At 66.3% G+C, this 15,074-nt stretch carries 13 protein-coding genes and 1 pseudogene; 4 read left to right on the plus strand and 10 right to left on the minus strand.

Going from position 1 to position 15,074, the window contains the following annotated elements; genetic code table 11:
* Window positions 1–33 precede the first annotated feature (33 nt).
* From JYK05_RS17140 to JYK05_RS17150, 3 genes are all read right to left on the minus strand, one after another.
* Window positions 34–1,137 (minus strand): malate/lactate/ureidoglycolate dehydrogenase, encoded by a 1,104-nt coding sequence (locus JYK05_RS17140; protein WP_206468384.1) that lies wholly within the window; start codon window positions 1,135–1,137, stop codon window positions 34–36.
* A gap of 166 nt (window positions 1,138–1,303) precedes the next feature.
* Window positions 1,304–2,773, minus strand: a complete 1,470-nt coding sequence (locus JYK05_RS17145; RefSeq protein ID WP_206468385.1) for a M20 family metallopeptidase — start codon at window positions 2,771–2,773, stop codon at window positions 1,304–1,306.
* 71 nt (window positions 2,774–2,844) lie between these two features.
* Window positions 2,845–5,277 carry a penicillin acylase family protein gene (locus JYK05_RS17150; RefSeq protein WP_206468386.1) on the minus strand — a complete coding sequence of 811 codons (2,433 nt, stop codon included), beginning with the start codon at window positions 5,275–5,277 and terminating at the stop codon, window positions 2,845–2,847.
* A 34-nt stretch (window positions 5,278–5,311) separates the two neighbouring features.
* Between JYK05_RS17150 and JYK05_RS26745 the strand changes: the two genes are divergently transcribed.
* Both JYK05_RS26745 and JYK05_RS17160 read left to right on the plus strand, forming a co-directional pair.
* Window positions 5,312–5,710 carry an oxidoreductase-like domain-containing protein gene (locus tag JYK05_RS26745; RefSeq protein WP_371826428.1) on the plus strand — a complete coding sequence of 133 codons (399 nt, stop codon included), beginning with the start codon at window positions 5,312–5,314 and terminating at the stop codon, window positions 5,708–5,710.
* Window positions 5,711–5,807: 97 nt separating this feature from the next.
* Window positions 5,808–6,317 carry a DUF1993 family protein gene (locus tag JYK05_RS17160; RefSeq protein WP_206469627.1) on the plus strand — a complete coding sequence of 170 codons (510 nt, stop codon included), beginning with the start codon at window positions 5,808–5,810 and terminating at the stop codon, window positions 6,315–6,317.
* Here JYK05_RS17160 and JYK05_RS26395 read toward each other — a convergent pair.
* From JYK05_RS26395 to mprF, 3 genes and pseudogenes are all read right to left on the minus strand, one after another.
* Window positions 6,316–6,659: pseudogene (locus JYK05_RS26395) on the minus strand (VOC family protein); the annotation flags it as partial. The gene JYK05_RS17160 and the pseudogene JYK05_RS26395 sit on opposite strands and share 2 nt — an antisense overlap.
* A gap of 63 nt (window positions 6,660–6,722) precedes the next feature.
* On the minus strand, window positions 6,723–8,012 hold the full coding sequence (locus JYK05_RS17165; protein WP_206468387.1) for a virulence factor family protein: 1,290 nt from the start codon (window positions 8,010–8,012) through the stop codon (window positions 6,723–6,725).
* On the minus strand, window positions 8,009–10,606 hold the full coding sequence (mprF, locus tag JYK05_RS17170) for a bifunctional lysylphosphatidylglycerol flippase/synthetase MprF (protein ID WP_206468388.1): 2,598 nt from the start codon (window positions 10,604–10,606) through the stop codon (window positions 8,009–8,011). Before mprF ends, JYK05_RS17165 begins: the two co-directional genes overlap by 4 nt.
* A gap of 185 nt (window positions 10,607–10,791) precedes the next feature.
* Between mprF and JYK05_RS17175 the strand changes: the two genes are divergently transcribed.
* Window positions 10,792–11,253 carry a hypothetical protein gene (locus JYK05_RS17175; protein WP_241269931.1) on the plus strand — a complete coding sequence of 154 codons (462 nt, stop codon included), beginning with the start codon at window positions 10,792–10,794 and terminating at the stop codon, window positions 11,251–11,253.
* A 14-nt stretch (window positions 11,254–11,267) separates the two neighbouring features.
* Here JYK05_RS17175 and JYK05_RS17180 read toward each other — a convergent pair whose 3' ends face one another.
* Both JYK05_RS17180 and JYK05_RS17185 read right to left on the minus strand, forming a co-directional pair.
* The gene (locus tag JYK05_RS17180) at window positions 11,268–11,810 is read right to left on the minus strand and encodes a hypothetical protein (RefSeq protein WP_206468389.1); all 543 of its coding nucleotides are present in this window, start codon (window positions 11,808–11,810) and stop codon (window positions 11,268–11,270) included.
* Between the two features lie 136 nt (window positions 11,811–11,946).
* A complete protein-coding gene (locus JYK05_RS17185) occupies window positions 11,947–12,642 on the minus strand; it encodes a response regulator transcription factor (RefSeq protein WP_175941781.1) in 696 nt (231 codons plus the stop codon).
* A 178-nt stretch (window positions 12,643–12,820) separates the two neighbouring features.
* On the opposite strand from JYK05_RS17185, the gene JYK05_RS17190 reads away from it, so the two are divergent.
* Window positions 12,821–13,273: a histidine kinase gene (locus tag JYK05_RS17190; RefSeq protein WP_206468390.1), complete on the plus strand. Its 453-nt coding sequence runs from the start codon at window positions 12,821–12,823 to the stop codon at window positions 13,271–13,273.
* A gap of 13 nt (window positions 13,274–13,286) precedes the next feature.
* Here the strand turns inward: JYK05_RS17190 and JYK05_RS17195 are convergent, their stop codons facing one another.
* Window positions 13,287–14,201, minus strand: a complete 915-nt coding sequence (locus JYK05_RS17195; protein ID WP_241269932.1) for an aldose epimerase — start codon at window positions 14,199–14,201, stop codon at window positions 13,287–13,289.
* A complete protein-coding gene (locus JYK05_RS17200) occupies window positions 14,198–15,037 on the minus strand; it encodes an ABC transporter permease (RefSeq protein WP_371826453.1) in 840 nt (279 codons plus the stop codon). Before JYK05_RS17200 ends, JYK05_RS17195 begins: the two co-directional genes overlap by 4 nt.
* Window positions 15,038–15,074 lie beyond the last annotated feature (37 nt).

The following is a 15,074-nucleotide window of genomic DNA, read 5'->3' on the forward strand; positions in this document are numbered from 1 at the left end:
GCTTGACCAATTTCGCCTCGCAGCATCTTGCGCTTACTTCAATGCGTCCGCGTACTGCGCGATTTCGGCTTCCGTCATGCCGGATTTTTGCGCCGATTCGCGAATCTGCTTCCACGTGGTCGGATCGATCGGCACGCCGTTCGCGCCGCGTTCCGCGCGACGCGCTTCTTCCGGCTCGCCCGGCGCGTAGATCGCATCGACGCCCTCGGCGCGCGGCGACGCCTTCATCCATTGGAGGAATGCTTCCGCTTCGGCCTGCGCGGCGGGCGCGTCGAACGCGTTCGGATCGAGAATGACCGACGTCATGCAGTTGTAAATGGCGCTCGACTTCTCCAGCGTGCTTTCGTGCGTCGTGTAGCCGCCCGACAGCGCGCCGCCGAAAATCTCGCACAGCGCGGCCAGTCCCGAACCCTTGTGCAGGCCGAACGCCGTCAGCGCGCCGAACGGCTCCTCGTGCATGACCTTCGGCTCCACGGTCGGGCGCCCTTCGTGATCGAGCAGCATGCCCGGCGCGACCTTCACGCCCTTGTTATACGCGACGCGCGTCTTGCCGTAAGCGATGCCCGCCGTCGCGAAATCGAGCACGAGCGGGTTTTTGCCGTCGCGCGGATACCCGGCGCAGAACGGATTCGTGCCGAAGCGCCGGTCGATGCCGCCGAACGGCGCGACGAGCGGATCGCCCGCTACGTTCACGAAGTGGAACGACACGAAGCCCGCCTTCGCGCATTGCTCCGCCCAGTGGCCGATGCGCCCGATGTGGTGCGCGTTGCGCAGCCCCACCGCGCACACGCCGAATTTCTTCGCGCGCTCGATGCCGTGCTCCATCGCCTCGTACGCGACGACCTGCCCGAAGCCCTTGCGGCCATCGACGGTCAGCACCGCGCCGGCGTCGCGGACGATTTCCGCGTGCGTGTTCAGCTGCAATTGGCCGTCGGCGAGCGACGACGTGTAGCGCGGAATCATGCCGACGCCGTGCGAATCGTGGCCCGACAGATTGGCCATCACGAGGTGATCGGCTACGAGTTCCGCCTCCCGCGCCGCGCTGCCGGCGTGCTCCCAGATGGCGCGGACGTAGGCATGCAAGGTGTCGGCGGCGATGCGCTGTTCTTTTACTGCGGTTTGGCTCGTTTCGTTCATTGCGACTCTCGTCTCCAAAGTCGATTGCTGACGCGTCGTCTCTACGTGCGACGCGGGGCCTTCTACTTTACAGACGATCAACTGGCCTGACCAGTTTCATTTTCAGCCAAACCAAAGAAAACGCCCGCAAGCGCGGGCGTCAGTCCGACAACCGTGGAAAAAAAGCTCAGGGCGCAGCCGCGATCACTTCCGCCACTGCCGCCGTCAGCTTGCGGGCATACGGCACGTGCAGGAATTCGTTGGGTCCGTGCGCATTCGATTTCGGACCGAGCACGCCGCACACCATGAACTGCGAGCGCGGGAAGCCTTCCTTCAGCGTATTCATCAGCGGAATAGTGCCGCCCTGCCCGATATAGGCGACATCGGCGCCGAAATGCCGGCGTGACGCGTCGTTCAGCGACGACGCAAGCCACGGCGCAAGGTCCGGCGCGCTCCAGCCCGTGGCCGCGCCCGCTTCCGGCTTGAACGTGACTTTCGCGTTGTACGGCGGATCCAATTCGAGCAAGGACTTCAGCTGCGCGACTGCCTCCGTCGCCTCGACGAGCGGCGGCAGGCGCAGCGACAGCTTGAACGCAGTGCGCGGCGCAAGCACGTTGCCGGCGTCCGCGAGGGGCGGCAGGCCGGCTGCGCCCGTCACGGTCAGCGACGGCCGCCACGTCGAATTCAGCAGCGCTTCCTTCGGATCGGTGGTGGTCGGAAGCACGCTGCCTCCATCCTGACCGCAGCTCCACGGCAGCTTTTTCCAGACATCGTCGCCGAGAATCTGCGCCGTGGCTTCCGCTTCGCGCAGGCGTTGCGCCGGAATCGCGCAGTGGAAGTCTTTCGGCAGCAGATTGCCGGTGGCGGCGTCTTCGAGGCGCTCGAACAGTTGCCGCATGATGCGGAACGTCGACGGCGCGATGCCGCCGTAGCCGCCCGAATGCAAGCCTTCTTCGAGCACCTGCACTTCGAGGTCGCCCGCGACGAGCCCGCGCAGCGACGTGGTCAGCCAGAGCTGATCGTAGTTGCCCGCGCCCGAATCGAGACAGATCACGAGTCCGACGTCGCCGAGCCTGTCGCGCAGCGCGTCGATGTACGGCAGCAAGTCGTAGCTACCCGACTCCTCGCACGTCTCGATGATGCCGACGCAGCGCGGCCGCTCGACGCCCTGCGCGTCCAGCGCCGCGAGCGCCGTGATGCTGGCGTAGGTCGCGTAGCCGTCGTCCGCGCCGCCGCGCCCGTAAAGCTTGCCGTCCTCCAGCTTCGGGGTCCACGGACCCAGATCGCTGCGCCAGCCTTCGAATTCCGGCTGCTTGTCCAGATGGCCGTACAGCACGACCGTTTCGGTGCTGCCCGAGCGCGTGGCCGGGGCTTCGAAGAAAATCACCGGCGTGCGCCCGGTCAGCCGCACGATTTCGACTTTCAAGCCTTTGACCGGCTGCGCCTTCACCCAGTCGACGGCGTCCGTGACCACGCGTTCGATGAAGCCGTGGCGCGCCCAGTCGACGTCGAACATCGGGCTTTTGGCGGGAACGGCGATGTAATCGGTGAGCGCCGGAACGATCTCGTCGTTCCATTTGCGGTCGACGAATGCCTGCAGCGCGGACGCGTCGAGCCGGACTGCTTCTTCTTGCGGTGTGCTGTCGCCAGTAGTCATGACAGAGATTCCATGCGGGCAAACCTCCATCATAGACGGGAAACTTCCGGCTCGCGAAGCGTCTCGCGATCTCAGCGCGCGCCGTTGATGACGATTCGCGTGAGCGCCGGATCGGCTTCGATGGCTTCGTCGGTGAACGGGAACCGCTGCCAGTGCTTCGCCGCGAAAAGACGCGTGGCGTCGCCCGAGCGAGGCGAAGCGGGATCGTCCGATTCCGACGGCGCGAGCATGGTGTCCGCCTCGACGCCCGCCGCGCCGTCGGCCGTGAACGTGACGACCTGCATGTAGCTGTCGCCGTGGCCGTTCGCGTCCATCGAATAACCCTTCGGATCGAGCGGACGCCCCGCGCAGACGACCGTGAAGTAGCCGGCGTTGTCGCAGCCGCCGTAGAGCGGCACGTTCGCGCCATTGCGCGTCGTGTAGAGCAGGTCGCCACGCCGCGAATCCAGCGCGAAACCGTTGAGCCGCAGCGAGAGCGCCGCGCCGCCGAGTGCCTGCCGCAACTCCTGCACGACCTCCGGGCTGTCCGTTTTCAGGCCGCTCGGCGTCGCGAGCGGGCGCGCCGGATCGAAGCGCGTCGCGGCCAGCGTCTCGGGCGCGAGCTTCGTGACGCGCCGCCAGAACTCGTCCCACAGATTCGCGCCGCGGGCGTCGATATCGGCCGTGCCGTTCCAGTTGCGCAGCACGTCGCAGGCGTCGTTGAGCGCGCTCGTCGCGTCGCCGGGCGTGCAGACGGCGTCGAGTACCGGCTGACGATACAACTGCTCGGACAGCGAGTGCGTCTCCAGCACGGCCTGCTCGACCTCGGCCCGCGTCACGCCGCCGGGGTCGCGCTGCAGCCGCGCCGCGAGCAGATGCCCGTAGCGGGTGCGCATGGACTGCTCGTAGCGCGTCGCGCCGAGCACGCGCGCGTAGCCGGTGAGCGGGACGTTCGCGTTCGTGAGCCAGTAACTATCGTTGAAATTGCCGACGTAATCGCCGCGAAGCATGCTGGGTAATTGAGTAACCGGCAATGTGCCCGGCTGCGCGCCCGGCGTCGTGTTAGAGGGATCGCTGCGCCACATGCAGGCGGTTTTCGAGCCGTCGAGGACAGGCACGCCGGGCATCCGGCTCGCCAGCGCGCGGCCCGTCGGCGTCGTGCAGGCGTCGGCGAGCGCATCGGGCACGCCGGGAATCGGGCCGATATCCGCGAACCACGCGCGCGGGTCTCCCCGGCCGATGGCGAACGTGTTGGCCCACGGTATCGCTTTGTACCGCTTCTGTATCGCGATGAAATCGTCGAGCGAGCGAGCCTGGTCCCATGCGAAGAAGTTCTCGAAACTGCGCACGTTGTCCGCGTTGACGTCGGCGAACGCGTAGGCGCGCTGCGCGTTCCAGCCGAGGCCGGCGTTCATGGCCGACAGATCGACGACCGGACCGAAGCGCGTGCGATACAGCGTGCGCGACACCGATTCGAGCGAGCCGTCCGCGCGGCGCACGCGCACGGTGAGCGGCACGGGGGTCATCGCCTGGCTCGCGCCGTCGAAGAGATAATGCGTCGGGTCGGCGGGATCGAGCGTCATTTCGAAGAGGCCGAAGCGGCGGCCCGTCGAAACGGTATGCGTCCACGCGATGTTTTCGTTGAAGCCGAGCACGACGAGCGGCATGCCGAGAAACGACACGCCCGCCACGTTCAGGCGGCCGGGAATGGTCAGTTGCGCCTGATAGAAGCGGTCCGGGCCTTGCCAGGACCAGTGCGGATTGCCGAACAGGATGCTGCGCTTCTCCCGCGTGATCGGCGCGCCGAACGCGAGCGCGTTGCTGCCGAGGCCGGGCATGTCGCCGACGGCATCGCGCCGCTCTCTCCTGTCCAGCGACGCGGCCGGCGGCTGCGCGCCCGGCTTCGGGTGCGCCGCCGCGATGGCCTGCACGAAACGCGCCGATCCGCCCGCCAGATTCGCCGCGATCACGCGACGGTAAATGTCGTCCGGCTCGATGTCCTCGACCCACGGCTGGCTGCGGCAAGCGGCGTGCGCGCCGGGAAACTGGCCGGCTTTCAGATCGGCCAGATAATGGTTGTAGCCGGATGCGAAACCGTCGACGAGATCGCGCAACTCGGGCGGCTGCGCGGCGCGATAACGGTCGACGGCGGCTTGGTCGTCGACTAAGCGGAAGAAGAAATCGGCGTCCAGATTGCGCGGCTGGCCGAACGTCGATCCGCTCGGCAGGCGGGCGTCCGCGCCGAAGTACGCGGACCGCTCGCCGCGATAGGTCACGAAGCCATCGGCGAGCGTGCAGAGCGTGTCTTGCGCCTGCGCATAGCCGTAGCCGAAACCGAGGCTGCCCCAGTCGGCGGCGCGGACGTGCGCAATGCCGGACTGCGTGCGGCGGATTTCGGCGCTGTACGGCGTGTCCTTGCCCGGCGCGGCGCGCGCCCGGTCGGACGCATCCTGCGACGACGCGCAGCCGGCGAGCACCGCGCTCAAGATCGCGCTGAAGATCGCAAGCCTGATGGTCTGATTCATCGAGGGAGTCCTTCGGTCCAGTCGAGTGGGTCGGATGCCGCAACTGCGTTCGCGACGTTCGCGGCAGTATCGCATTGAGCGAATGATGAACCCGCCAAAAGTTAGCGGTTCAGTCGGCGGTGTTGCGGAGGCACGGGTGGCGCTTGCGTCGGATGAACCGGCGGCTCAAGCTCAACTGTCGGCCTGCCAAAACGTGGCGGCCTGCCAACGCACCCGCCAGTCGCGTCCGATGAACCGGCATCCCAGTTCAATGCAGAATCACGATCCCGACGCTTTTCCAGACGACCCACGCCCCACGGCGCCCGAGCGCCCCGCACCGGGCGATTGCTGTCAGAGTGGCTGCAATCCCTGCGTATTCGACATCTATCAGGCGGCGCTCGAACGCTATCAGGCGCAATTGCGGGACTGGGAGGCGCGGCACGCGCGGCCGTAGCCGGCGGTTCGTGCGCAGCGCCGCGCCGGGCGCTATGCTTGTCGCCCATTACTACCCGGACCGCAACGGTCCGCATCACGTCAAGGAGCGCAAGACCATGTCCCTCTCGATGTATCGCGCGTCGATTCCGGTGTTTATCCGCGGGCTGGAAGTCTGCTCGTCGCTATTGGAGAAAGGCGCCGCCTTCGCCGACGGAAAAGGCCTCGCCCACGCCGATGTCATCGCCGCGCGGCTCGCGCCCGACATGCTGCCGCTTTCCGCGCAGATCCAGCGCGCGAGCGATACCGCGAAGCTCTCGGCGCAGCGTCTTTCCGGCGTCGATGCGCCGAAGTTCGAGGACAACGAGGACAGCTTCGCGGCGTTGCAGGAACGCATCGCGAGGACGATCGCTTACTTGAAGAGCATTCAGGAAGCGACGATAGAAGGCAGCGAGACGCGCACCGTCACGCTCAAGTTTCCGGACTTTTCGCCGTCGTTTTCGGGCGTCGATTATCTATTCGGCTTCGGATTGCCGAACTTCTATTTTCATGTCGCGACGACTCACGACATCTTGCGCCACCTCGGCGCGCCGATCGGCAAGCGGGATTATTTGGGGCCGCTGAAGTGAGATCGGCGAGTTCAATCAGGTTGTGCTCGGGATCGCGCACGTGGACCGAGCGCAGCATCTGCGTCGCGCCCGTGCGCTCGACCGGTCCCTTGATGCCACGTTAATACGCGAAAGCCGCTCGATCACCGGGACCAGCGGCACCGCGGCGATTCAACACAGGTCGAGCGCGCCCGATACGGGCAAAAGTGCCTTTGCCTCCAATTCGGCGCCGCACACATGCAGATGAATCTTTGATTGCCAAAACGAAAGGCCATGCGACGTGAGCCGAAGGTTTCGAGTTGCATTTCAACCGTCGACGCAGAAGCGTTTCGTGGCTTCCACGTCGACGCGGTTGAGAACCAAATGGTCGAGGTGATGGTTGAGACATGGCCGGCTCCGTCGAAACCGGCCATCATCGCCTTTGCTTCACGCCGCTTGCTTCGCCGCGATCTGCTTGCGCCAGCCGGCCAGAATACGCCGCGCGAGCGCGTCGTAGTCGCCGCCGAAGTGATGATCGCCCGGCAGCTTCACCACGTCGATGCCCGTCTTCGTCAGCGCCGGGCACAGCGTGTCGTCTTCCTTTTCGCCGTAGATGCACTGGACCATCGCGGGCGGCAGTTGCGCGAGTTCCGGCTTCACCTTGAGCGCCTTGTCGCTCGCCTTCATGCCGAGCCAGCCGGTCACGCGAATCTGGAAATCGGCCTCAGGCGCGAAGCCCATCAGCGAGATATACGAGACCTGGCGCCGCACGTCGTCGGGCAGACGGTTGTACGCGAACGGCATCACGTCCGCGCCGAACGAATAGCCGACGAGCGCCACGTGGCTCGTATGCCAACGCGCGCCGTAGGTGCGCACCACGCGGGCGATATCCGCTGCCGTGCGCTGCGGCGACTTCTCGCTCCAGAAATAGCGCAGCGAATCGATGCCGATCACCGACACGCCGTCGCGCTGAAGGGCGAGCGCCATCGTCTTGTCGAGGTCGCGCCAGCCGCCGTCGCCCGAAATGACGATGGCGAGCAAGTCGGTCGGCTGCGACGCGCGAAGTTCGATGAGCGGCAGGTCGGACACGTCGTTCGCAGCAGGTGCCTCGGGTTTGGTCAGATGCGGCGCGGTCATTGCCACGAGCGCGTCGGCCTTCGTGCGGCCGGGTTGCCACGCGGCGCGCTCCATGAAGCCCGGCAAGCCTTTCATGTGGATGATGGTCGGGTCAGGCGGACACGGCTTGAAGCGCGCGTCGAGCGTGGCTTCCGGCGCGAGCGACACCGCGCCCGCCACCGTGTTGTCCGGCGCCTGGCCGAGCGCGTGTTCCGCGACCGTCGCGCCCTGGCCCGCACCGGCGAAAATCGGCGAGAAATAGCGGCTCGTCTGTACCGTGCGTTCGAGCTGGTGGCTCATGTCCTCCGCATCGCCGACGAGGTTGTGGCACGTCTCCTTCTTCTCGGCGGCAAGGCGCGCGGCGTAGCGCGGCGTATCGACGCCGACGACCATCGCGCCCTTGGCCGCGAGCGCATCGGCGGCTTGCTGGTCCGACTCGCTCCAGCCGCTTTTCTCCGACAACAGTACGACGAAGCCCGTCATCGCGCCAGCCGGTTTCGTCACTGTGACCTGCCCGTAGCGGCCGCCCGAAACGGTGTTCGCGTGCGCCGCGCCGATCAGGGAGACGCCGCAGACGGCGGCCGCCGCGAGCGCCGCCAGTTTCTTGCCAAACTTGTTCATGAACGCCAGCCTCCCGCCAGCAACGAGAGGTCCGCCAAAGTGAAAAACACGCTGACCGAACCGGACGCCGCGAGATAACGCGGCTCCCAGTGCGGCTGAAACTTGCTTTTGAATCCGCGCAGGCCGCGGAAGTTGTAGAAGCGCCCGCCGAAGCGCCATACGAGCCCCGCCAGCCGATGCCAGTGCGATGCGAGCGGCGTCGGCTCCATGCCCGACAGCGGCGCGATGCCGAGCGACAGCGATTTGAACCCCGCCTCCTTCAGATGCAGCGCGAGCTTGGTGAAGAGGTATTCCATCGCATACGACGAGGCTTCCGCCACGTGACGCATCACGCCGACGGTCGCTTCGGTGTTGAGGTCCGTCGTCATGAAGGTGACGAACGCCACCGGCACGCCCTGCTGACGCACGAGCAGCACCGACTGCGCGGCGAGATATTCTTCGTTGAACGCCGCCACCGAGAAGCTTTTCTCACGCGCCGAGCGGCTGTCGAGCCAGTCGTCGGAAATCTCGCGCAGCATCGGCATGCTTTCCGCGATTCGGTCCGGGCCAATCAGTTCCGTATCGAAGCCGTCGCGTTCGCCGCGTTTCAGCGCATAGCGCAAATGCGCGCGGTGCGAGCCCTTCAAATCGAACTCGGACAGCGCGACGTGCGCTTCCTCGCCGAGCTTCATCAGCGTGAGACCGGCGTCGAGATAGAGCGGCAGCGCGTCGGCGCGCACCTGATAGAACGCGGCGCGACCGTTGTGCGAATGCGCGAGTTCGACGAAACGGCGAATCAGCCCCGCCCACTCGCTGCGCGGGCCGACCGGATCGTGCAGCGCGGCCCACGTGCGGCCGTGCTTCGCGTACATGAGAAACGCCTCGCGCGACTCGGAGAACAGAAAGCTCTTGTCGCCCATCATCGCGAGGCCGGCGTCGCTGCGCTCCTGTGCGCGGAAAATGCGCGCGGCATCGGCGAGGTCCTGCGGCGCGGGCATCTCGAAGCGGCCCGCCGCCGGGCGCAGCAATTGCCAGACGGCGAACGCGCACGCGAACACGCCCGCTGCGAGCGTCGCGCGCAGCGCACGCGGCGCGCGCTCGTCGAACGCGAATTGCCACCACAGGTCCGTGTTGTACGGCACGTCGCGGAAGGCGAAGAACATGATCCATACCGCGACCGCCATCACCATGCCGACGGAAACGAGCCACGTCGCCGTGAATCGCTCAGCGAAAAGCGACGCCCGGCGATTGAAGCGCTCGCGCGTCAAGACGAGCAGCGCGATGAGAAACGCGAGAACGCCCGCTTCGATGAATGCGAGCCCCTTCGCCAGCGACAGCGCGAAGTTCGCGACCGCGAGAATCAGCGCGACCCACCACGCGGCGTCGAGCCGGCGCATGAGGCCGCGCGCCACGAAAAGCAGCATGACGCCCATCACGCTGCCGAGCAGTTGCGAGCTTTCCAGCACCCACAGCGGAATCACCGTCTGCAAGAGCGCGATGCGCATTTTGAATGCGGGCGTCGCGCCGGAGATGACGAGCATCGACCCGGCCGCGAACGCGACGATCGCGAGGAACAACGGCGCGAGCGACGACACGCGCCGCGGATGCAGGAACGAAAAGCGGCCTTTGAGCGCGCGGCCTTCGAACGCGGCCATCACGGCCGCCGAGAGAATCAGCGGCAGACCGAAATAAATCGCGCGATAAGCGAGGAGCGCGGCGAGCACGTCCGGCGTCGCGACGTTGCGGCCGAGCGCGAACACCATCGCTGCCTCGAACACGCCGACGCCGCCCGGCGTATGGCCGATCATGCCGAGCAGCATCGCCGTCGAGAACACCGTCATGAATTCGCCGAAGCCGACGTGCGCGCCCGGCAGCATCGCCCAGAGCGCGAGTCCCGCGCCGAGCACGTCGACGACGGCGAGCGCCGTCTGCGCGATGAAGTCGCGGCGCGTCGGCACCGTGAACGCGAGCCACGTCCAGCGCGAACGCAGCGTGCGCTGCTCGCTGCCGCAGAAGACGAGCATCGCGACGAACACCGCGAGCAGCGCCGCGCCGAGCACGCGCAGTATCGCGGGCGAAAGATGCAGCATGCTCGCCACCGTGCCCGCCGAGCACAGCATGCCGAGCGCCGCCATGAACGCGAGCGAAAGCGCGAGCGTCACGCCCGTGAAGATCGACAGCCGGCCGACCTGCGCGGGCGTCACTTCCGCCGCGCCGTAGACGCGGCAGCGCACCGCCCCGCCCGTCAGCGCGCCGAAGCCGGTGACGTTGCCGAGCGCCGAGCCGACCGTTGCGCCGACCCACAGCAGCGAACGCGGCACCGCGACGCCGATGTGCCGCAAGCCGACGGCATCGCGGCCGACGAGCGCGGCGAAACTCAGCGCGGTGGCGAACAGCGCCGCGCCCCACGCTTGCAGCGAGAGCAGCCGCAGCGAGCGCACGACCGACTTGTAATCGACCGTATGCGACAGATGCTGGAACACGACGAGGAGCAGCGCGCACACGAGAACCGTGAGCGCGGGCGCGGCGAACCGTTGGAGATCGAGACGCGCGAAGCAAGAGCGTCCGAACGTGCGAATGGCGCGAAGCGAGGTGAACGACTTTCTGCGAGACATGCGTTTTCTGAACTTGCTCGCGCCGCGATCCGGCGATGACACTGCCGGCTGCGGCGCAAATCGTTGTTATCGGGGGCGGCGCATGATGCACAGTGGGCGCGCCGCGTCGGTATTCGCCTGCGGCTCGCCATACAAAACGGTTTGCGCGTAAGAAACGCCTGTATAACGGCTACGGTTGACCCAACTTGACCGATATTCGGGAAAGCGTCGGGAGCGAAGGCTGCTTCAATACGAGCGCGCCGCGCATCATCGGCGAGAAGACTAAGCGGATTAACACCACCAAAGGCATCGGAAATATGAGAAAAAGTGTCACAAGCACGTTGGCAGTCTGTTTCGCGCTGGCGGTCACCGGCTGCGTCAGCACCGACGACGCGCTGCTGAAAACCGTGCCGATCGGCTCGGGCGCGTCGACGCTCGCGACGTTGGATTTCACGAAGTGCGTCAAGGCGCGGTGGACGCCCATCGCGCCGCGCGTGCGGGAATATGGCCTCGGCCCTGATTCGCTGGCGGTATCGGTTCCAGGACAGGGCGGCTCATCGGCCATTTTGGTGGTCGCGCAGCCGGCGGCGTACGGCACCGGCTACACGATCTACGGCGACAGCGCGGCCGGCAGCCGCTACGTCACGGCCGCGCACGCCTGCGACTGAAGCACGCGGCGTACTTACGACGGCTTGCCGTTGCGCATGTCGACGCCGGCGAGGTGCGTGCCGACGATCCGCCCGATCAGGTATCCGTCCGACGCGCACGCGTTGGTGCGCTCCTTGCCATCCCACTGGATCTTGTACTGATCGTCTTGCGAGTGGATCGCGGACGGGTCGAACTTGCCGAGCTTGGTCTTGAGCGGCTTGCCGCCGTTTTCACGCACGGCCTCGCCGACGAGCCGGTTCCATGTCAGCGCATAGCCGTAGCGCACGCCGTCCGCGAAGGCGGCGTTGTCGCAAACCTGCGCGGGCGGCGTCGTCTTGACGGTCACGCGATACCCGTTCGCCCCGCCGATCAGGATGCGCTGTTCCGTCGGCCCCGAAGGCTGCGCGGCGGCCTTCGCCGCTGCGGCTGCGGAGGCCGCCTGCGCGGCTTGCGCAGCCGATGCAGCCGCGGCCGCGTCGGCGCTCTTCTGCTGATCGGGAAGCGGCGCGCATGCAGCGAGCGCGACCGCCGTTGCCAGCGCGAATGCCGCGCTGACGCCTTTCGTTCCGTAAGTCATCGACCTGCTCTTCACCTGCGCGTTTCCCATCTCAAAATAAACCGGGCTCTACCTTACCATTCCGGTGCGAATCCTCGGAGTTTTGAGAAAAGGGGACGCGGTGCGCGCGCGACGCCGCCGTGCCGCGAAGAACGGCTCAGGACGCCGACGACGTGTTGCCCATCGGCATTTCGATGCCCCGCCGCGCCATTTCGACGATCAGGAAGGTTCGCCGCGTGACATGAAAGCGCGCGAGCAGGTCGCTCGAATATTCCTTGGCCGTGTTCTCGCTGATGTTCATCTTGCGCGCGATGGCCTTGTTCGACAGCCCTTGCAGCAGATAGCGCAGCGTTTCGGTCAGGCGCGGCGGAAGATCGAGCGATTCGATGGTGACGCCCGCATGCGTCGAGACGGGCTTCGGGCTGTGGCCGCCCTTGCCGAGCACGGTGTTCGGCAGATAGACGCGCCCGTTGAGAATGGTCTTCAGGGCTTCGCGAAACACGCTCGCGCCCTGCTCGCTGCCCTTCGAGATGAAACCGCACGCGCCGTTTCGAATGCACTCCAGCACGGTATCGCGGTCGTCCTGAGCGGACAGCATGATGGTCTGAACCTCGCGCTCCTCCTCGCGTATCCAGTTGAGCAGGTCCATGCCGGTGGCCTGGCCGCGCAAGTGATAGTCGAGAAACATGAGATCGTACGAATTCGCCGAGAGCTTCGCTTTCGCCTGCTCGAATCCATCGGCTTCGTCGATCTCGAGCAAGGGCTCGTTCGCGAGGATCAGCGTCTTCATCGCGCTGCGCGTGAGCCCTTCGTCCTCTACCAGCAATACTGTTTTGAAATAGCCGTTTTCCATTGCGAGTCCCCGAGAACGCTTCCGATATTACGCGCGCCCGTCATGGATCGAACCCCTCCATTCGAAGGGATACGTTCGGCAGTCTCCCAGAATCTTCGCCGTTCCCCGCCGCCGCCGGGTGTCGGGCGGCGCGCGGCCGGCCGACACTCGACGCATCCGTCACGAAGAGGAGAACGCGATGCCACCCCGCTCATTCGACAACGAAAGCGAATTCGCCCTGTGGCGCATCAAGCGCGCGCGCCCCGACGACTCCGCGCGGCGCGTGCTGATCGCGCACAAGGACAAGTCCATCGCGGATTCGCTCGCGGTGCAGCTTCGGCTGAAAGGCTTGCAGGTCATCCACGCGCAGGATCTGGCGTCGGTGCGCGCGCTGCTGCATAGCTGGCAGCCGCAGGCGCTCGTGCTCGATACGGCTCTGGACAGCGATCCCGGCTATGTCTTCATTCGCACGCTGCGCATGGACGCCGACGTGACGGGGCGCTTGCTCGTCGCGATGAGCAACGTGTGGCCCGCCGATCCGGTGCAGAAGCTGAAGGACGCCGGTTTCGACGCGCATTGCAGGCGTCCGTGCTCGACATGGCGCATCGTCGATCTGGTCGATGCGTTCTTTACCGCGCCGCTCGCGCGGTGAGCGGCGGGCCGGTTCAGCGCCCCGGTCTCATGGCGAGCGACGCGGACACTTCGCTTCCCGGCGCAATGACGACGACGCCCGTTCCGCCGATACCTTGCGCGTCGAGATTGAAGCCGTCGCTCACATGCGAGACCGGCTCGACGCACAGATACCTGCCGCCTGCCGGGCAATGCACGACCGCATGTTCCAGCGCGCCGTCCGCTTCGAGCGCGAGCGCGCGGCCATCGGCATAGAGAAGCGTCGCGCGGCCGTCCCAGCCGCTCAGATACCGCGTATAGCCGTCCGACTCTTTCACATGACGGCGCGGCGGATGCTCGTCCGATGGTCCCAGCGCGATCTCGGCTTCGTGACGCCAGAGCGTCGCGGCGTCGAGTTCGGCTTCGAGCGCCGCGAAGTACGGATGAAAACCGAAGCCCGTCGGCATCGGATGCGGCGAGCGGTTGACGACGCGCATCGACAACCGTGCGCCGTCGGGGGCCGCTTGAATCGTCTGGATCGCGTCGAACGCCCACGGCCAGCCGTGCTCGCCCTCGCGATGCGTGTAACGCAGTTCGATGCGATCCGCTTCGTGACGTTCGACGCGCCATGCCGCGTACTGGCCGAAGCCATGCAGCGCGTGCGCCATGCCAGGGAACGTCGCCAGTCGGACGCGCTCGCCGCCGGGCGCGGGAAACTGCGCATCGCGCACGCGGTTCGAGAACGGCACGAGCGGATAGCTGCCGCCCTTCGGCCACGCGTCACACGGCCAGCTCGACGCAGTGATCGGCACGAGCCAGTCATGCGCGCCGGTTCCGTCGTGCGTCGTGAAGCGCGTGATGCGCCCGCCAGCGGCCGGCGCGACCTCGATCACATGCGAGCCGTTCGCCATGCGAAGGCGCGGCTCGGCGCGTAATTCGATGACCCCGCGCATCGGCTGCGAAGACGTCATTGCCGCTGCTCTTTCACGCGCGAGACCAGTTGCGTCGGACTCACGAATTGCAGCGCGATCAACACCCAGACGAGCGTGATGGCCATGTAGATCATCGCCATCGCGTCGATGGATTGCGGCGCGCGCACGCCCGTCGAAAACACCGCGTAGTACAGGGCGACGACGAGCGTCTGGGTCGTGGGCCCGGCGGTGAAGAACGTCAGCTCGAACATGCCGATGGTCCGCACCAGCACCAGCAGCCCCGCCGCGAGCATGCCCGGCACGAGCAGCGGCAACAGCACGTAGCGGAAATAGCGCACGGTGTTCGCGCCGAAAATGCGAGCGGCGGATTCCAGATTCGGATCGATCTGCTCGATGAACGGCGTCATCACCAGAATCACGAACGGCAGCGCAGGCACCAGATTCGCGAGAATCACGCCGGTCAGCGTGCCCGCGAGATGGAACTTGTACATGACCGTCGCCATCGGGATGCCGTAGGTCACGGGCGGGACCATCAGCGGCAGCAGGAACGCGAGCATCGCGAAGCGCTTGCCGGGAAACTGCACGCGCGCGAGCGCATACGCTGCAGGCACGCCGAGCACGATGGACAGCAGCACCACCGCGCCCACCACTTCGAGCGTCACGAGCAGCACGCTCGACAACTGGAAGTCGCTCCACGCCTGCGCGTACCAGTGCAGCGTGAAACCCTGCGGCAGCAGCGTGCCGAACCAGCGCGTCGCGACGGAATTCACCGCGACCGTCGCGATGAGAAGCAGCACGTTGAGCAGGAAGAAGCCCATCGTGACCCAGACGAACGCCTTCCACACCCTGTCGCGCAGGCTCGCTTGCTGTTTCATGTTCTTGCCGGAGCGTTGAGTCGGCGCGGGGGCCTGC

It is taken from the genome of Caballeronia sp. M1242 (assembly GCF_017220215.1).
Lineage (GTDB): Bacteria > Pseudomonadota > Gammaproteobacteria > Burkholderiales > Burkholderiaceae > Caballeronia.